The sequence below is a fragment of the Streptomyces sp. AC602_WCS936 genome, assembly GCF_019049125.1.
Taxonomy (GTDB): Bacteria; Actinomycetota; Actinomycetes; order Streptomycetales; family Streptomycetaceae; genus Streptomyces.
In genome coordinates this window covers 364,400-383,258 of record NZ_JAGMUF010000112.1, presented here as the reverse complement: position 1 = coordinate 383,258, position 18,859 = coordinate 364,400, and the positions used below count along the sequence as shown (strand labels likewise).

13 protein-coding genes are annotated in these 18,859 nt (G+C 71.7%); 6 read left to right on the top strand and 7 right to left on the bottom strand.

Annotated features, from left to right (window positions below; all coding sequences use genetic code 11):
* The first annotated feature begins 325 nt into the window (after positions 1-325).
* Positions 326-2,371 carry an elongation factor G gene (gene fusA / locus KUM03_RS31330; RefSeq protein WP_217253933.1) on the top strand — a complete coding sequence of 682 codons (2,046 nt, stop codon included), beginning with the start codon at positions 326-328 and terminating at the stop codon, positions 2,369-2,371.
* Between the two features lie 44 nt (positions 2,372-2,415).
* Here the strand turns inward: fusA and KUM03_RS31325 are convergent, their stop codons facing one another.
* Positions 2,416-2,796 carry a hypothetical protein gene (locus KUM03_RS31325; protein ID WP_217253932.1) on the bottom strand — a complete coding sequence of 127 codons (381 nt, stop codon included), beginning with the start codon at positions 2,794-2,796 and terminating at the stop codon, positions 2,416-2,418.
* Between the two features lie 100 nt (positions 2,797-2,896).
* On the opposite strand from KUM03_RS31325, the gene sigJ reads away from it, so the two are divergent.
* Positions 2,897-3,859: an RNA polymerase sigma factor SigJ gene (sigJ, locus tag KUM03_RS31320; RefSeq protein ID WP_217253931.1), complete on the top strand. Its 963-nt coding sequence runs from the start codon at positions 2,897-2,899 to the stop codon at positions 3,857-3,859.
* A gap of 101 nt (positions 3,860-3,960) precedes the next feature.
* On the opposite strand, the gene KUM03_RS31315 is transcribed toward sigJ, so the two are convergent.
* The 5 genes from KUM03_RS31315 to KUM03_RS31295 all read right to left on the bottom strand — a co-directional run bounded on the left by KUM03_RS31315 (position 3,961) and on the right by KUM03_RS31295 (position 11,532).
* The gene (locus KUM03_RS31315) at positions 3,961-6,939 is read right to left on the bottom strand and encodes a hypothetical protein (protein WP_217253930.1); all 2,979 of its coding nucleotides are present in this window, start codon (positions 6,937-6,939) and stop codon (positions 3,961-3,963) included.
* Positions 6,936-8,060 (bottom strand): AAA family ATPase, encoded by a 1,125-nt coding sequence (locus KUM03_RS31310; protein ID WP_217253929.1) that lies wholly within the window; start codon positions 8,058-8,060, stop codon positions 6,936-6,938. The genes KUM03_RS31315 and KUM03_RS31310 overlap by 4 nt, the downstream gene beginning before the upstream one ends.
* Positions 8,061-8,162: 102 nt before the next feature.
* On the bottom strand, positions 8,163-9,614 hold the full coding sequence (locus KUM03_RS31305) for a VWA domain-containing protein (RefSeq protein ID WP_217253928.1): 1,452 nt from the start codon (positions 9,612-9,614) through the stop codon (positions 8,163-8,165).
* Complete coding sequence (locus KUM03_RS31300) at positions 9,611-11,014, bottom strand: hypothetical protein (protein ID WP_217253927.1); 1,404 nt, start codon at positions 11,012-11,014, stop codon at positions 9,611-9,613. Before KUM03_RS31300 ends, KUM03_RS31305 begins: the two co-directional genes overlap by 4 nt.
* Positions 11,014-11,532, bottom strand: coding sequence for a hypothetical protein (locus KUM03_RS31295; RefSeq protein ID WP_217254084.1), 519 nt, complete (start codon positions 11,530-11,532; stop codon positions 11,014-11,016). The genes KUM03_RS31300 and KUM03_RS31295 overlap by 1 nt, the downstream gene beginning before the upstream one ends.
* A 115-nt stretch (positions 11,533-11,647) precedes the next feature.
* Here KUM03_RS31295 and KUM03_RS31290 point away from each other — a divergent pair, with 115 nt between their 5' ends.
* From KUM03_RS31290 to KUM03_RS31275, 4 genes are all read left to right on the top strand, one after another.
* Positions 11,648-12,097 carry a hypothetical protein gene (locus KUM03_RS31290; RefSeq protein WP_217253926.1) on the top strand — a complete coding sequence of 150 codons (450 nt, stop codon included), beginning with the start codon at positions 11,648-11,650 and terminating at the stop codon, positions 12,095-12,097.
* 138 nt (positions 12,098-12,235) lie between these two features.
* Positions 12,236-13,867, top strand: a complete 1,632-nt coding sequence (locus tag KUM03_RS31285) for a phosphodiester glycosidase family protein (protein WP_217253925.1) — start codon at positions 12,236-12,238, stop codon at positions 13,865-13,867.
* A gap of 55 nt (positions 13,868-13,922) precedes the next feature.
* Positions 13,923-14,960, top strand: a complete 1,038-nt coding sequence (locus KUM03_RS31280) for an alpha/beta hydrolase family protein (RefSeq protein WP_217253924.1) — start codon at positions 13,923-13,925, stop codon at positions 14,958-14,960.
* A 78-nt stretch (positions 14,961-15,038) separates the two neighbouring features.
* Complete coding sequence (locus tag KUM03_RS31275) at positions 15,039-16,700, top strand: N-6 DNA methylase (RefSeq protein WP_254400109.1); 1,662 nt, start codon at positions 15,039-15,041, stop codon at positions 16,698-16,700.
* Positions 16,701-16,708: 8 nt separating this feature from the next.
* Here the strand turns inward: KUM03_RS31275 and KUM03_RS31270 are convergent, their stop codons facing one another.
* A complete protein-coding gene (locus KUM03_RS31270) occupies positions 16,709-18,844 on the bottom strand; it encodes a UvrD-helicase domain-containing protein (protein WP_217253923.1) in 2,136 nt (711 codons plus the stop codon).
* Between the last annotated feature and the right edge of the window lie 15 nt (positions 18,845-18,859).

Here is an 18,859-nt window from a genome sequence, read left to right as displayed (position 1 = left end):
TGGGGTGCGGACGACGCAACCGGTGCCGCGAAAATGCGCTGCGGCGCCCCGCCCCGCTTCCCTACACTCACCACGACATCGAGACCGAGTGAGGGGAGCCGGGCCGTGCGCATCCGCACCGCTGCCGTCGTTCCCCCGTCCCGGTACGAGGTGATCCTCGTGTCTCGGGCCGTCCGGTGTCCGCAGCGCGGCCGGCACCGGAAGCCCGCGACGAGCATCTGACGAGCGACCACTCCCGCCGCCGTGCGGCGAGCCCCGTCCTCGCTCCGTCCTCCTCCCGGGAATCGCGCCGCCCTGCTCACACACCAGCGAAAGGCCACAGGCCGTGCGCACCAACACCAACCCCCTCGCCACCGTCCGCAACCTGGGCATCCTCGCCCACGTGGACGCCGGCAAGACCACCGTCACCGAGCGGTTCCTCTACACCACCGGCACCACCTACAAGCGCGGCGAGGTCCACGACGGCACCACCGTCACCGACTTCGACCCGCAGGAGCGCGACCGCGGCATCACCATTTTCGCCGCGGCCGTCAGCTGCTCCTGGGACGGCCACCGGATCAACCTGATCGACACCCCCGGCCACGTCGACTTCGCCGACGAGGTCGAACGCTCCCTGCGCGTACTGGACGGGGCGGTCGCCGTGTTCGACGCCGTCGCGGGCGTGGAACCGCAGAGCGAGTCCGTGTGGCGGCAGGCCGACCGGCACGGCGTGCCGAGGATCGCGTTCGTCAACAAGATGGACCGCGCGGGCGCCGACCTCGACACCGCCGTCGCCTCGATCCGCGAGCGGCTGCACCCCGTTCCCCTGGTCGTGCAGCTGCCCATCGGCGCCGAGGACGAGTTCACCGGCGTGGTCGACCTGCTGCACATGCGCGCCCTGGTATGGACGGACGGCGCGGATACGGCAGAGGAGGGGCCGGTGCCCGACGCCCTGCGCGAAGAGGCGGCCCGCAGGCGGCGACTGCTGGAGGAGACGGTGGCGGAACGGCACCCGGCCGCACTGGAGGAGTTCTGCGACCGGGAGACGCTCACCGCGGACACGCTCGCCGGCGCACTGCGCGACCTGACCCGCGAAGGCGACGGCGTGGTGGTGCTGTGCGGCTCGGCCTACCGCAACCGCGGTGTCGAACCGCTGCTGGACGCCGTGATCGCCTACCTGCCGTCCCCGCTGGACGTGCCCCCGGTGCGCGGCACCCACGACGGCACCGAGCAGGAACGGCCCGCCGACCCGGCGGCGCCGATGGCGGCACTGGCGTTCAAGGTGAACGCCACCCCGACGGGACGGCTGACGTACCTGAGGGTGTACTCGGGCACGATCGAGAAGGGAGACACCGTGCGGGACACGGGCACCGGCCGCACCGAGCGCGTCGGCCGCCTCCTGCGGGTACGGGCCGACCGCCACGACCCGCTGGAACGCGCGGTGGCCGGGGACATCGTCGCGGTGATCGGCCTGAAGACCGCCCGCGCCGGTTCGACCCTGTGCGCGCCGGGCGCCCCGCTCGTCCTGGAGCCGCCGGGCGTCGCCGAGCCGGTCGTGCACGTCGCGGTCGAGGCCCGGCGCGCCACCGACACCGACCGGCTGGCCTCGGCGCTGGCGCGGCTGACCGAGGAGGACCCCTCGCTGGCCGTGCGGACCGACCCGGAGACCGGACAGACCGTCCTGTCGGGCATGGGTGAACTGCACCTGGAGGTCGCGGTGGAGCGGGTGCGCCGCGAGCACGGCCTCGAGGTCACCGTCGGACGGCCGGGCGTGGCGTACCGCGAGACGGTCGGCGAGGGCGTGACCGGATTCGTCCACCGGCACGTCAAGCAGGACGGCGGGACCGGACAGTTCGCGCACGTCGTCCTCGACGTGGAGCCCAGGGAGGAGGGCGGATTCGAGTTCCGTTCCACGGTGGTCGGCGGGCGCGTGCCGCAGGAGTTCGTGCGGGCCGTCGAGGCGGGCTGCCGGGACGCCCTGGCCGAGGGGCCCCTCGGCGGGCACCCGGTGACCGGCCTCAGGGTCACGCTCACCGACGGCCAGACCCACGTGAAGGACTCGTCGGACAACGCCTTCCGCACCGCCGGCCGGTTCGGCCTCCGCGACGCCCTGCGCGCCTCGGAGATGGTCCTGCTGGAACCGGTCGTCGAAGTCACGGTCACCGTGCCCGAGGACGCGGTCGGCGGCGTACTGGGCGACCTCGCCGCCCGCCGCGGCCGGGTCACCGGCTCCGACAGGCGGGGCGGCGCGGCGGTCGTCACGGCCACCGTGCCGCTGGCCGAACTGTTCGGCTACGCGACCCGGCTGCGCAGCCGCACCCAGGGCCGCGGCTCCTTCACGGCCCGCCCGACCGGCTACGCACCGGCGCCGGCCACCGTGGCGGCGCGGTAGCGCACGGGGTCGCCCCCGCCCACTCTCGGGCGGGGGCCGGCCCCTCAGCGCCGGGCCAGCGCCAGCACGCTCAGGCCGAACATGAGGACTCCCAAGGGCACATGGACCGACGGCACGTGTGCGATGCCGACCACCACCTGGACGGAGGCGAGCACGAGGAAGCCCGTCGCGTGCCACACGGGCCGGGGCGAGCCCCCGCCCGGCTTCCACGCCAGTACCGCGGCCAGCACGTAGAGCATCGAGGCCCCGTACATCACCCGGGACCCGACATCGTGCAGAGTCGCGCCGTACGACGAGGTCAGCAGCAGCCCGGCGGAGACCGCCTGGAAGAAGATGGTCAGGGTCTGCACGGCGATCGCGGTCCGCAGGAACGAGGAGCCGCGCCGCGCGTCCGCCGTCGCCGTCACCGTCGCGTGAGTGGTCATGACACGTCCTCTTTTCCGCCCTCGGGCAGTGGATCGATAAGGTCTCAACGGTCCGACGACGCGGGCCCGCGGAAGGTAAGGCGAGGGGGCGGCCGGGAGCATGGGAACTGTCGGGACCGGTGCGCAGGGGGTCGCCGACGAGCGACGCCAACTCCTGAACGTCGCCTACCGGTTGCTCGGTTCGGTGTCCGAGGCGGAGGACGCCGTCCAGGACGCCTACGCGCGCTGGTACGCGCTGCCGCCGAGCCGGCGGAACCAGATCCTGTCTCCCGGGGCCTGGCTGACGACGGTGACCAGCAGGGTGTGCCTGGACCTGCTCGGCTCGGCGCGGGCCCGCCGTGAGCGCTATGTCGGCGCGTGGCTGCCCGAGCCGCTGCCCGACCGCACCGAGTGGACCCGCCGGGACGGCGCCGCCCCCACAGCGCCCTCAGCCTCCGCGGTCCCCTCGGACCCCGCCGACCAGATAGTCCTGGACGAGTCGGTGACCATGGCCTTCCTCGTCGTCCTGGAGTCGATGACGCCCGCCGAGCGGGTGGCGTTCGTTCTGCACGACGTCTTCCGGTACCCGTTCGCCGAGATCGCCGACGTCCTCGCCCGCTCCCCGGCGGCCTGCAAGCAACTGGCAGCTTCCGCCCGGCGACGGGTGCGCGCGGCACACGATCCGGGGACGGCGGGGACGGAGACGGTGACCGGGCAGGCCGACGTAGTGCGGCACGTCAGGGAGGCGTGGGAGAGTAAGGACATCGCGGCACTGGTAGGACTCCTCAACCCGGCGGCCGTGATGACGGCCGACGGCGGCGGACTGGCCGGCGCCGCCCTGCACCCGGTCGAGGGCAGCACACATATCGCCCGGTACATGGTGGGCATCGCGGATCGGGCCCCGGGGCTGGAACTCCTGGAACGGTCGGTCAACGGGCTGCCGGGGCTGGTGGCCCGGCGCGCGGGCGCCGTGATGACCGTCGCCGCGTTCGACGTCACCGGCGGGCACGTCAGCCGGATCTGGGTGGTGCGCAACCCGGAGAAGCTGCGCTCGTGGGCGGGCCAGGGCCCCGTGAGCCCATGAGCCCATGAGCCCATGAGCCCGTAGGTCCGTAGGTCCGTAGGTCCGTAGGTCCGTAGGTCCGTAGGACCCACACAGCCCTGGCCTGCCCCGGCACACGCCCGTCACATGCCCGTCAGAAGCGACTCCAGCGCCGCCGACGTCGCCGGGTGACGGCTCGTCAGTGTGGTACCCGACGCGTGCGTGCCGCCCACCGGTGCCGCCCACTCCCCGTCGCAGCCGAGCAGCTCCGCCACCGCGTCGCAGGCCGCCGGATGTGCGACCAGCAGCCCGATTCCCGGCCGCGCCGCCCCCGCCGGGTCCCCGGGGCTCGCCCACTCCTCCGTGCAGCCCAGCAGGTCGGCCACCGCGTCGCAGGTCGCCGGATGCGCCGGGAGCAGTGCCGCGCCCCGGGGACCCTCGGCCCCGGCCGCCGTCCGGCGGGCCGCCGGCGTGACCGGGGGCGTCCGCCACGGCGGCACCCACGCGTCCAGCGCCTCGAGCCGGCCGGGGAAGATCCGCCCGGCCTCGCGGATCAGCAATGGGGCGAGCTCCGCGGCACCGGACCGCAGGGTGGTGATCAGCAGCGGCAGCCACGGCAGCAGCACCCGGTCCGGAAGCCGCCCGAACGCGTTCGACACCGCCTCCACCACCACGTCCGCCAGCCCCGGAACCGGCTCCAGCGCGTGGACGAAGCCGCTGAGGTAGCGCGGATACGAGGGCACCACCAGCGGATTGTCCAGCAACTCGTCGCACCGGGCCCGCAGCTCGGCCCGCGACAGCGTGCCCAGTTGCACCTGCGCCGCCCACAACAGGGCCGTCTTGGACGGGTCCTCCGGATGCGACTGAGCGACCGCCAGCTCCAGTTGGGCGTGGTCGCACCCCAGCGACAGGGCGAGGCTCTCCATGCTGAACAGGAAGCCCAGCATCGCCGCGACCTGCCCGACCGCCGCGTCCTCGTCCCGGAACGCCGTCGGCAGCAGCGTGCAGTAGTGCGCGTACCCCGTCTTGACGAACGACTCGATCCACGTCGGCAGCACCGGTTCGCTGGTCCGGTAGTACGCCAGCAGCGTGCGCACCCGGCGCAGCACCTCCGGCGCGCCGTCGACGCTGCGTTCGGTGGCGAGCACCTTCAGCGCGTGGGTGCCGAGCTCGTCGGCGAGGCGGCGGCTGCCCAGGTACAGGGTCGCGTCCTCGACGGCGGCCAGCACAGTCGCCGTCGTCGCCCGCGGCCCGTAGGCGTCGCGGCGCAGCCGCTGCTCCAGGACCTGCTCGATGCTGACGCCCTCGTAGCCGAGCTCGATGAGCGCCCGCTGGTGGGTGCCGAGCGCCAGGTCCCAGGACTCCTGGATCGACCGCTCGCCGAGCTTGCGCTCGCCCATGATCGGCCGTGCCGTGCCGTGCGGCATCAGGCGCCGCAGCATCCACAGCACGTCGGAACACGCCTCGAGCTCCGGCCGGGACGCCATGTCGAGCAGTGCCCGCTGCACCCCGCGCTGCTGGAGCTTCAGCCCGAGCGGCGCCAGCCGGTCGTGCACGTCACGGGCGAGCGGTGGCAGCGCCTCGTAGCCGACCTGGCCGATCCGATCGCCGCCCATCATGATCTCGACGAGCCGCCGCACGTCCCGCCGCCCGGGTACGACGTCCTTCTCGATGCAGGTGACCGCCGCGTCCTGGAAGTCGTACGGCGTCGGCTTGGCCCGGTCCCGCATGCCGGCGAGCAGGATCGACGTCTCGAAGACGGCGATGGCGTCGGCGGTGGAGGCGAGGTACCCGGCCCGTCGGGCGGCGCGCACGATGTCCACGGACCAGCCGAGCAGCTCCGCCTCGTCCAGCGTGTCGATCACGGGTGGCCTCTGCAGGAAGCCGGACAGCCGGTCCCCGGCGGCGGTGTCCGCGGCCGGGGCGGACGAGGGCTGTGTCCGCCGTGCCGTCGCCGCCTTCTTCGCGGGGCGCTTCTTCGCCCCCGCCTGCCCAGCCAGCCGGTACGCCTGCACACGGGTGCGCTTCAGGCTCTTCGCCCACTCCGTCGCCGCGATCGACACCGAACCCGCGGCGAGACCGAACTGCGCCTCGATCGCCGCGTGACTCGACGGGATCAGCCCGTACTGCCAGGTGGTGCCGGAACGCGGCGAGACGGTGAACGTGTCGCTGCCGCCCACCCCGAACTCCGCCACCCGGCTGGCCGCGTGGAAGGCCCCGCACACGTACAGCGCGTCCGCCGGATCGGTCCCGGTCGCGCCCATGTGCTCGCGCATCCGCGTCCACATGTACCGCTCGCGGTCCTCGTCCACGCGGACCCGGGCCCCGTCGCCGGGGGCGAGCCGCCGGAAGAGGCTGCCGATGAGGAACATGACCTGGCGGTAGGTGTCGTGGTCGGCCGCGCTGTCGCCGAGCGGTACCTCGACGTACTGGTGCCACCACTCCGACCAGTGCCGCACCTTGCCGTGGCGCAGCAGGTGCTCCTCCAGCTCGGCGAAGCGTGGCCGCAGGTCGCCGATCTCCACGCCGACGGCCTCGCCGTGCAGGGCGGCCTCGGGCTCCTCCGGCGCCTGGGGGGTCTCACCGCCCTCGACGGCCTTCTCGCCCCTGCTGTCCCACTGGAAGACGTGGTCCGCCGACCGGTCGACGAGGACCAGCTCCACGCCCGGGGTGTCGAGGGCGTACGCGATCGCCTGGTACTCGGCGGACGCCTCGGTGATCGGCGCGACGACCGACAACGGCGCCCACTCCTGCGGGAAGCCGTCGACGTCACCGGCGAACGCCTGCACCGCCACCGGCAGCCGGCAGTTGCGCAGCTCGGTCAGCAGCGGCGCCATGTCCTCGCACAGCTCCAGGTACACCACCTTGGGCTGCTTCTCCCGCAGCCGGCGGGCCATGGCGGTCGCCGAGGCGGGGGAGTGGTGGCAGACGGGAAATATCTCCAGCGGCTCGCGCACCGCGCGGTCGACGTCGTCGACCAGTCCGAGGAGGATGCCCTCCAGCGCGTCCGGCCCGCCCGCGAAGGCGGCGGCGGCCTCCTGCAACTGCCCGCGCAGCGCCGCGAACGACGTGCTCTCCTGTGGGCTGCTTTCCTGAGGCACTCTCTTCTGGGGCCCGCTCATGACAGCGTGGCGATCGCGTCGCGGCCGCCCTCCAGGAACTCGGGCCAGGAGCCGCCCTCCTCCTTGCTGCGCGGCTCGACGACGCCGTGCAGGTACTTGTTGAGGATGGCCAGGTCCTCGGGCTCGCGCCGGGTGAGGGAGCCGACGAGCGAGGAGGCGAGCGTACGGGCGGTCAGCGCGCGCTCGCCGAAGAAGTTGCTGTGCAGGACGGCGTCCTCCAGCACACCGATCTGCTCGGCCGTCGACAGGGCGGACTCCAGCTTCTCGTCGTCGCTGCCGGCCGCGGCGGCGGAGGCGCGCAGGTCGGCGAAGCTCTGCAGCAGCACGTCCAGCAGGGTCGGCGGCACGTCCAGGTCGATGGAGTGCCGGCGCAGCAACTCCTCCGTGCGGAAGCGGACGATCTCCGCCTCGCTCTTCTTGTTCGTCACGACCGGGATGCGCACGAAGTTGAAACGGCGCTTGAGCGCGGAGGACAGGTCGTTGACGCCCCGGTCCCGGCTGTTGGCCGTGGCGATGATCGAGAAGCCGGGCTTGGCGAAGACGATGTTGTCGTCACCGCCGCCGCTCTCCAGTTCGGGAACGGAGATGTACTTCTCGGAGAGGATCGAGATCAACGCGTCCTGGACGTCGCTGGTCGACCGGGTCAGCTCCTCGAACCGTCCGATGGAACCGGCCTCCATCGCGGTCATGATCGGCGAGGGGATCATCGACGCGCGCGACTGCCCCTTGGCGATGACCATGGAGACGTTCCAGGAGTACTTGATGTGGTCCTCTGTGGTGCCGGCCGTGCCCTGCACCACCAGCGTGGAGTTGCGGGAGATCGCGGCGGACAGCAGCTCGGCCAGCCAGCTCTTGCCGGTGCCGGGGTCGCCGATGAGCAGCAGCCCGCGGTCGGAGGCGAGGGTGACGATTGACCGCTCCACGAAGCTGCGGTCACCGAACCACTTCTGCGAGATCTCCCGGTCCAGGCCGTCGGACCGCTCGGACCCGAGGATGAACAGTCGGACCATCTTCGGCGACAGCCGCCACGAGAACGGCTTGGGGTTGTCGTCGATCGACTCCAGCCAGTCGAGCTCCTCGGCGTACTTGATCTCGGCGGGCGCGCGCAGCAGGTCGGACATGAGGTAAGGGCCTTTCCGTACGGTGATCGATACGAGACGAAGGAGACGAAGAGATGAAGGAGATGAAGGAGACGAAGGAGATGAAGGAGATGTACTCGGTGATCAGGTGAGAAACGTCTTGAGTTCGTGCACGAGCTTCTTGATGTGGCCGGAGATCACCGGCGCACCGAGGTCCTTGAACCGCTCCCGGAACCACGGGTTGACGCTGCCGCGCCCGGAGCTGGTCACCGACCCGACCGGTATGAACTTCGCCCCCGAGCGATGAACGGCGGCCATGCTGTCGAACAGCTCCTGGTGCCGCCACTCGTAGAAGTCGGAGATCCACACCACCACGGTGTTGCGCGGCTCGGCGATCTTCGGCTGGGCGAGCGCCATGGCGACCGTTCCGTCGGTGCCGCCGCCGAGCTTGGTGCGCAGCAGCGTCTCGAACGGGTCGTGCGCCCAGGGAGTGAGGTCCAGCGCCTGCGTGTCGTACGCGATCAGGTGGACGTCCACCTTCGGCAGCCCGGCGAAGATCGACGCCAGGATGGTGCAGTTGACCATCGAGTCGACCATCGACCCCGACTGGTCCACGACGACGATCAGCCGCTGGGGCGTGGTCTTGCGGCTGGTGTGCCGGTAGTAGAGCCGGTCGACGTAGAGCCGCTCCTCCTCCGGGCTCCAGTTGGTCAGGTTCTTCCAGATGGTGCGGTCGATGTCGAGGTTGCGGAAGACCCGCTTCGGCGGCACGGACCGGTCGAGCTCGCCGACCGTGGACTTCTCCACCTGGGTGCGCAGCACCTCGGTGACCTCGTCGACGTAACGCCGGATCAACGCCTTGGCGTTGCTGAGCGCCACCCCGGACAGATTGTCCTTGTCCCGCAGCAACTGCTCGATCAGCGACATGCTCGGCGTCAGCCGCGCCGCCAGCGCTGGATCGGCCAGCACCTCACGCAGGTGCATGCGCTTGACGAGACCTGCCTCGATGGAGCCGAGTTCCGGGCCGATCGCGGGGATCAGGCGGCTCAGGTCGGGCGTGGGCCCGCCGACACCGGTGCCCGTCGGACTGACACCGCCACCGCCCCCGGCACCCGCCCGTCCCGCGCCGCCCCGCCCGCCCCGGAGCTCCCCGGGCCGGCAGCCGAGGGCCCGCTCCAGCCACTCGGCGTCGGACTGCCAGCGGGCCAGCTGCTCGGCGGTGACCGTACCGGGACTGGAGGCGAAGACATTCAGCAGCACCTTGGACGCCAGCGCCGCGCGCCGCACCTCGGCGGCCCGGTCACGCCCACCGTCCTCCTCCGGCTCGGGCGTCATCAACCCGTCGAACTCGGCGGCGAGCTCCGGATGCCGCTGCACGACGGAGCCGACGGACGCCCCCGGGTCGAGCAGGGCGGACGGCAGACCGATGTCCTCGACGACGGCGAGACTCGCCGACTCCAGGGCGGGCTGTTCCTCGTGGTCGAAGAGCCGGGCGAGTAGACGCCAGTAGAGCACCTGCCGACGGTTGTCGTTCGGGTCGGGGACGCCGGCCGCGGCGTCCGCGCCCGCTCCGTGTTCGCCAGTCTGGTGGGTCATTTCCGCAGCAGCTTCCCCGCGCGTTCGCGCAGCACCTTGACGGCGTCGGTGGCGGCCTTCTCGGCCCGGACCCCCGCCTTGTCGGTCGTGCCCCCGGCCCAAGCCCCGGCGTGCACGGCGACGGCCTTCTTCCGCACGGTCCGCTCGACGGCGAGCGGCTGGATCCGGAACGCCCCGGCGTCCCAGCGCAGCAGCCCGAGACAGGCCCCGGACGAGGCCACCACCTCCGGCGTCAGCGGCCCGGCGGCCGGCACCCGGCCGGCATCGACCCCGACACGGCACCCGGCGACCTGGAACACGAGCCCGCCGTCCCCCTCGGCTTCCTCCACGCCGTACCCCTCCAGCAGGACGGGCACCGCGATCCGGGCCGGATGCCGGTCGAGCGGCGAGACGGCGAACGCGGCGGCGGCCGGCAAAGCCACCCGGGCGGTGACGAACGCGTCGGCGGGCTCGCCTGCCCGGGCGCGGGCGTCGTCCCATATGAGGTCACCTTCGGCGGTGACCGGCATCGCGTCGAGCTCCATGGAGCGTCCTTCGCTCACGGCCCCCAGCAGGGACATGTGCGGCCGCAGCAACTGCCACAGACCGGCGCCGACGACCGTGTCGGGCTTGGGCGCGGACACCGAGGCCCGCACCAGCCGCGACGCACCCCCGTCCGCCGGCTCGAACACCGCGTGCACCTGCGCCTGAACGGCGGTGGCGTGCTCCTGGACGTCGACGCCGAGCGGCAGCAGACGCCCGCTCACCTCGCCCACCGCGGGCGCGGAGCCCGCCCCGGGCAGCGTCAGCAACAGGGCCCGCGACCACAGATCCGCCCAGCGACGCACCGGCACCCGCTCCAGGGACGCCCCGGGGCAGGACGCGGCCAGCTCGGCGGCGAACCCGTCGAGGAGCGTCGCGAGCCGACGCAGCGCCGGGTCGGGCAGCATCGCGGAGACCACGGACGCGGCCCCGCCGACGAGTTCGTGATCGATGCCCTGCCAGCCGGCCCGCGCCAGATCACACAGCCAACTGCGGGCGGCGGCACGCAGGTTGCCCGCATGCTCCTCACCGGCGACCGAGCCGCCACCCGCGTCAGCCACGGCCCCCGACCACCCGGTGGCCTCCTCCACCCGGGCGACGAGCGCGTCGTGCACGGACCCGAACAGCGCCGTACGAGCCGCGGCGAGCGCGACGAAGTGCCCCTCGTCACCGGTCCCGGCAGCCGTCTTGTCGGCGGCCTCGGCCACCCGCGACGCGAGCGGCGTCCCTGCGACGGCGTCCGCGAGTCCGGCCAGCCCCCCGGCCTGCCCGGGCTGCGGACGCAACAGCCCACCCACGAGGACGGCGTCGAAACCGTCCACCGCGGCAAGCGCCTCGTCGAGCCCGTCCACGACATCGGCAAGCAGATCAGCACGCATCAGGCCGCCACCGCCCCGCCGGTCGGGAACCACTGCATTCCCGGCAACGGGTCGGTACTAGCCGGTAGTTCGAGGTAGGCGAGGTGCCGCAGGAACCGGCTGAACACCTGCGCCGCAGCCGAGTCGTCATCCGCCCCCGGCCGCGTGGCCGTCATGGCGGACGTGAGGACATGCGCGTCGGCAGCCTCTTCGGCGTCGACCTTCAGATACCGGCCCACACGCTCGGCCCCGTACTGCAACACGGCCTCACCGACGAGCGCCCGGATGTGGTTGCAGAACGTGCCGCGCGCCCCGCCGCAGGGACGGTTGTTGTTGGTACTGCACGCGTACGCGTACGACCCCGCCGCGACCGACGACACGTACACGCGCCCGATGTCCGACCCACTGGACACCACACCCTGCAACCGCCCGTCCGCCAACTCGACGAACGGCACCTTGGCGAGCTTCCGCGGCCGTGCGGACGGCACCACCCGCGCCGTGCTCGACTTCTCCCAGACCGACAACGCACCATCTCCCATGCAGGCGAAGGGGGTGTTCACGCCACCTCGGCGGAACGAGATCGAATCTATCGGCGACCACTGACAACGAGGTCCCCGACGGACGCCGGGAGGCCGGCCTCGTCGCCTGACGACCATGGCCGACCTCTACGAACTCCAGCTCACGCTCAACCTGCCCGACTCCCTCCCGAGCGAGGAAGTGGACTTGCTCCACTGGCACCTGGGCCAGGAGAACGGCCCGTACGACGGGGACGCGTACGACGACCCGCTCTTGAACGCCCGAGGACCGGCGCATCGCATCGAAGGCGCCCTGGTGGGAGAGCTGTGCCCGAACGAGAGGGGCTGGTCTCTGACCGTGCGACAGGAAGTGCACCCGGACGAGTTCGACGACCTCCGAAGGCTGGTGGAGTGGCTGGGCGCGCGCACGACGAGCAGGGGAGCGATCGGCTACCTGCGCTTCTACGAGTCCACTGTGCCCGACGTACTGATCGCTCAGGAGGAAGCGGCGAGGGGAGCGGTGAGCTGCGCCGTCCTACGGGGGGACAAGGTCGTCGGCACGTTCGCCGAGGCGGTCGCCGGGCTCTGACGGAGAAGGTCGCGGCCTTGACGGTGCGCTCGAACGGGCCACTACTTGTGCAGTGAGCGTCGCCCCACCCCAGGTCATCGAGCGCATCCATCAGGTCCGTCCCCGCGAGCCCATCCCTCCCAGGCGGTGCAGGTGCAGATGAAGAAGAGACTGTGCGGCGCGGCTGCCGTCCTCGGCGTCCTTGTCACGGCGGGCGCACTGCCGTCCCAGGCGTCCTCCCTGGCCGCTCAGCCGACTCGGCACGCGCTCCCCTTGGGCCCCGCCGACTTGACCGAGACCCGCACCACCACAACCCTCCAACCCGGCGTCACCCTCACCCGTATCGTGAGAGGCGGCGGCGAGACCACCGATTCCGCCCTGCACTGGACGGTCGAGGTCTCCATCCCCGGCGGCGAGACCTCACCGGACCCTGACGCTCCGCCCACCACTCTCAAGGACCGGGCCAGCGCCGACGAACTGGCCACCGAGCTGAGGGCCAAGGGCTTCGAGGCCCGCGCGGAGCAGGTCAGTACACCGCGCACGGCCGACTACGTGGGCGGCCCCCTCGGCTGGCGTGTCCGCGTCGGCACGTTCGACTCCCAGTCCGCCGCGACCGCCGAGCGAACACGCCTGAGGTCGGCAGGCCACACGGGATCCGCCGTCTACACCGGCTGGGACGGCGACACCGACGCCCGCGGCCCGTGGCACATCGACGTGCTCACCATCGACCCGCACAAGTTCCGCGGCCGCCTGGACGCGTCGTACGGCCCCGACCTGGAGAACCGCGAGACAACCAGCGACCTGTCCACGGCGGCCGGCGCCACCGCGGCGGTCAACGCGGGCTTCTTCGTGCTCGACCCCAAGGCGGGCGCCCCCGGCGACCCGGCGGGCGTGGGCGTCTACGACGGCCGCCTCCTGAGCGAACCCGTCGCCGGACGCCCCGGCCTCGTGCTCCACGACAATGGCAGACGCACGCAGGTCACCCGCCTCACCTGGCGAGGCCGAGTCAGCGCAGGCGCCTCCTCCCTGCCCCTGAACGGCGTCAACCGAGTCCCCGGCCTGATCAGAAACTGCGGCGGCACCCCTGGCGACATTCCGACATCCCTGCCCCTCCACGACGCGACCTGCACCAATCCCGACGAACTGATCACCTTCACTCCCGAGTACGGCGACACCACACCACCCGGCCACGGAGTGGAAGCGGTACTCGACGCCCGCGACCGGGTGGTCGAACTGCGGTCACCCCGAGGCGGCACCCTTCCGCCCGGCGGCAGCTCCGTCCAGGCGACCGGCCGACGCGTGGCCGACCTGACGGCCCTCGCACACACCGGCGATCGTCTCCGCATCACCACGACCCTCCTGGATGAACGAGGCCACCGAGTCCAGCCCACACCCAAGACGGACATCCTGAACGCGGGCCCGGAACTGGTCCGCGACGGACGCCTGCACGTCACCCCCGCCACCGACGGCATGGTCCACCCGGACGACCCGAGCTGGTACTACGGCTGGGTACACAAGCGCAACCCGCGCACGCTGGCCGGCGTGGACGCGGCAGGCCGGACCGTCCTCGTCACGGCCGACGGCCGCAGCACCGAGTCCCTCGGCCTGAGCATCGGCGAGAGCGCCGAGGTCGCGAAGTCCCTGGGCCTGCGCGACGCAGCCAACCTGGACGGCGGCGGCTCCACGACGATGGTGACAGGCGGCACGGTGATCAACGACCCGTCCGACGCAGCCGGCGAACGCCCGGTCGGCGACGCGCTACTGATCCTGCCCCGAAGGCAGCACCACTGACGCCGACCGACCCCCGCCCCGCACGCGAGACCCGCAACCCACCCAGGGAGCCGCCGTGTTCGCGAACGTGCCCACCGCCCTGACACTACGAATAGCCCTACGAACCCGAGTCCTACTCGTCCTGTCCGTACTGCTCGCCACCCTGAGCCCCACCGCTCCGGCCCTGGCGGCAGCCCACTCCTCCGGCCCCTCCCACGGCGCGGAGGCCGTAGCCGTCACCCAGGTCGCGGACCGCCAGGTCGACCTCTCGGTCCGCTCGACGGCCCTCGGCGGCCGCACCGTCAAGGTCCGCCTCCTGACCCCCGACGGCTGGAACCCCCACGACCGACGCCGACAGCACTGGCCGACCCTGTGGCTCCTGCACGGCTGCTGCGGCGACTACACGTCGTGGACCGCGATGACGGACGTCGCGGAGACCGACGCCCTCCGCGACGTCCTCGTCGTCATGCCGGAGGCCGGCTGGAACGGCTGGTACAGCGACTGGTGGAACCACGGCCGGGGCGGCGACCCCGCCTGGGAGACCTTCCACACCAAGGAACTGCGCCACCTCCTGGAACGCGACTGGGGCGCCGGCCGCGACCGCGTCGTCGCCGGCCTCTCGATGGGCGGCCAGGGCGCCCTCCTGTACGCCGCCCGCCACCCCGGCATGTTCAAGGCCGCCGCCTCCTACTCCGGCTCGGCCCACCCCCTCCTCAACGAGGAGTCGGTCAACCGCATCCTGGGCTTCTTCGCCGGACAGAACAACGACCCCCTGCGCGTGTGGGGACACCCGGTCGCCCAACGCCGCATCTGGGAGGCCCACGACCCATTCCACCTCGCCAAGCGACTCCGTTCCATCCCGGTGTACCTGTCCTGCGGGGACGGGACGACGGGGCCGTTGGACGCGCCGGGGAGCGTGAGCGCGCTGGAGGCGGACTTCGAGCGGCAGAATCTGGCGCTGGCGGAGGAGTTGCGGCGGGTGGGGGCACGGCACCTGACAACCAACTTTTACGGACCCGGCACCCACGGCTGGGCGTATTGGGAGCGGGAGCTGCATGCTTCGTTGCCGATGTTGCTGGGGGCGCTGGGCAGTCGCCACGGAATCCGTCACTGAATTCGTCACCGTCTGTGTTAGCGCGGTCAACAAGGTAATCGTTGAAGCTCGGGTAGGCGCTGTGTACGGTTGCGTACTATGGCAGACACTCCCGCGACCCCGGCCGGACCCATGGTCACCGGCTCCGAGATCGCCCGGCTGGCGGGCGTCACGCGCGCCGCCGTCTCCAACTGGAGACGGCGCTATGACGACTTCCCCGTGCCGGTCGGTGGCAGTGTCAACAGCCCTCTTTTCGCCCTCGCCGACGTGCAGACGTGGCTGAACAAGCAGCGGAAGGGGCAGGACGTCTCGCAAGAAGTACAGCTCTGGCAGGCGTTGCGGGCTCAGTACGGCGACGACATGATCCGGGGCGTAGCAACGGTCGCACACATGCTCGCCGCCGCCGACGACGCGCGGGCTGCTCGATCGTTGCCGGACGAGATCGCCCGGTTGGCGCGTGCTCTCGCCGGTAGTGGCTCGAAAGGCGAGGTGGTGGAGGCACTCGCGGAACGGTTCACGGACTCCGTACGCAGGGCCGGATCGGACCAGGTCACCTCGCCTCGTATCGTCCGTGCGCTTCGGTACTTCGCGGGCCCGGTGGCACCCGACGCCACGGTCTTCGACCCGGCGTGCGGGATCGGCACGCTGCTGCTCGCGGTCGGTCCGGAACGCGGGCCGAGGCGGTACGGTCAGGAGTCGGACGCGGACAGCGCCCGGCTCGCCCAAGTGCGCGCGCAGCTGACGGGGCGCACCGGGGTGGAGGTCGTAGCCGGGGACTCGCTGCGGGACGACAAGTGGCCGGACGTCCGGGCTGACCTCGTCGTCTGCGACCCCCCTGTCGGGGACGCGGACTGGGGGCGCGAGGAACTGCTCCTCGACTCCCGCTGGGAGCTGGGTACGCCCTCACGTGCCGAAGGTGAGCTCGCCTGGCTGCAGCACGCCTACGCGCACACCGCTCCCGGCGGTCGGGTGGTCATGGTCATGCCTGCCTCGGTCGCCTACCGCAAGGCCGGTCGGCGTATCCGCGCCGAACTGGTACGGCGTGGTGTCCTCACCCAGGTCACCGCTCTTCCGGCAGGCAGTGCCGCCTCGCACGCACTTCCCGTGCATCTCTGGCACCTGCGCCGCCCGCCTTCCGCGGGCGATGCCGCGACGAGCGTCCGCATGATCGACCTGACGGCGAACGATCCGGACGCCGACCTGGAGCCGGCCACCGAGCAGATCGCCGACGTCTCCCTGATCGACCTCCTCGACGACACGGTCGACCTGACGCCCGGACGCCACGTGGAGGAGTCGCACCGCGACTACGCGACCGAGTACCTGGCCGTCCGCGCGGAGTTGGCCGAGCAGGTGGCCAAGCTGGCCGAGCTGCTGCCGGAATTGGTCGCGAGCGAGGGCTCCGGCGTCCTGGACGGCTCGTCGGTGAGCGTCGCCGACCTCGCGCGTGCCGGACTGCTCGAGTACGGGGACGTGGATCCCGTCTCCACCAGTGAACAGCTCGACACCGACTTCCTGCGGGGCTTCCTGCGCAGCGCGTCCAACACCCGACGCTCCACGAGCGCCAGCGGCACCTTCCGGCTCGACAGCAAGGGAGCCCGCATTCCGCAGATGGACATCACCGAGCAGCGCCGCTACGGCGCCGCCTTCCGCAGGCTGCGTGAGTTCGAGGAGCGGTCACGGCGGATCACCGAGCTGAGCCGGCAGGCGGCCGAGCTGGCCCGCGACGGCATCGGCAACGGGGCTCTGCAACCACGGAAGTGATGCTTCCGTCACGAGGCATCCGGCACGAACGGACTGCCCACCCCGCTCCACGAGACGGCCAGGGCCTCACGTGCCCTGGTGCAGGCCACGAACAAGAGGCAGCGTTCCCGGAGCAGGTCGGATTCGTGCTGCAAGGCGTCCACGGCGTCCGGCGTCACCTCGCGGGCGAACGGCACCGCCCCCGCGGTCACACCGAGGACGGCGACGCAACGGAACTCCAGCCCTTTCATGGCGTGCATCGTGGCCAGACGCACCCCGTCCGCGTCGGACCCCGGACCGTCCTTGACCCGGACCACCGGCACCCCGGCTGCGGCCAGCCTGTCGTACGCCTTGTCCAGCAAGACGTTGAACCGGGCACACACGCCGATCTCGGACGGATCGATCCCCCGCGCGATCCAGTCCTGAACCCGCTCCACCAGCGCCGCGACCTCCGCGTGCTCCGATCCGTGCCCCTCCACCTGCGGCCTGCGCCCGTGGAGCAGCGAACGGTACCCGGCGAGAGTGTCGCTGCCCTCGCCACCCAGATCGTCGACGGACACCGGGCTCAGGATCTCCGTCGACCAGGCGAGGATCTCCTCCGTGCTGCGGTAGTTGATGCGCAGCCGGTGAGTGCGACCGGCCACCGCGATGCCGAGCGAACCGAGCGACACCTTCGAGTCGTAGATCCGCTGGTGCGGGTCGCCCGTGAGGAACAGGTCGTCGCTGCCGGGCGCCGCCGCGCCCCGCAGCACACGCCACTGGGCCGGATGCAGGTCCTGCGCCTCGTCGACCACCACGTGGTCGTGCGTCGGCGCCGACGTCGCCAGCAGCTCGGCGGCCCGGGCGCACACCTTCAGATGCGTCGTCTGATTGCGGTCGCGCAGCATCGACTCGAACAGCTCGACGGCGGGCCACAGCTGTTCGCGCCGGGCCGGTGACAGCGCACTGCCGCGGCCGCGCCGGGAAGCGGCGCGGTAGGCCTCCAGGGTGCGCAGGTCCTGGGCCAGTACGACATGCCGGTACTCCTGCGCGAGGAACTGCTCCGTCCATGGCAACCCGAGCTTCCTGACGACCCGTTGCCACACCTGGCGCTCCTCCCGGTCACCGATGAGGGAGGGGACCTTGCCGTCGAGGCGGGTCACGACACCGTGCGCGTACGCGTTGACGGTGGTCACCTCGACCCGTTCGACCATGGACGCGTCCCCGTCCAGGAGGAGACGGAGGTTCTCGCGGAGCGAGGCGGCCAGTGCGTTGGTGTAGGTGGTGAGCAGGACCCGGGTGTCCGGCGAACGGTTCAGCAGGTGCTTGACCCGATGCAGGGCCGCGACCGTCTTGCCGGTGCCGGGGCCACCGGTGACCTGCACCGGACCGCCGTACGACACCCGGTAGGCGACACGGCGCTGTGACGGGTGCAGGAACACCCGCCAGGCCGCGAACGGCTTCTCGAGGATGTCGGCGAGTTCGTCCGGGCCGCTGACGAGGGTGATCCGACTGCGAGTGTTGGCGATGACGGCCGCGAGCGTCTCGTCCGGGTCCGGCCCGGCATCGACGGGACGGCGTACGGCGACCACGTCCCGGTACACCTCCTCGGGAGGGAATCCCTCGGCGAGGTACTGCAACACCTCGAACTGGTCCTCCGGCAGCAGCGTCCCGAAGGCCTCCAGCTGAGCCTTGTCGATGATCGTGCGCACCGCCCGCAGTACTTGGTCGTCGATGCCCAGCTCGCGCAGCACGGTGTCCGAGTACTTGGAGAACAGCAGCGATTCGGCTGCCGCGGCTGCCTTCTCCAGCTGTGGGGTCAGCTGCTCGATAGCCCGTACGTTGCGGACCTCCAGCGCGCGCGTCGCCGAGTTGGTGGTGTACAGGCGCTTGGCGGCCCAGGTGTAGGCGTCGTCATGAGCCACCACATTCACCAGGAGGAAGACGTCACTGCCATCGTCCGGGGCGAGTACGACGCCCCGCCAGAAGTCGTTGATGCGGATGGTCCGCATACGGCGGTCGGCGGCCTTCTCGACCGACTCGAGATGCAGGCCCTTGTCCTGCTGCAGCTCCGGCACGGAGAGTTGCTGGAATTTCTGCATCGCCTTGCGAACGCCGTTCCGGACCGGCTTCTCGAGAGCGTCGTAGCTCTCCCAGAAGCTGTTGGCAAACGCAAGCTGCGGCACGACGCGCACTCCCCA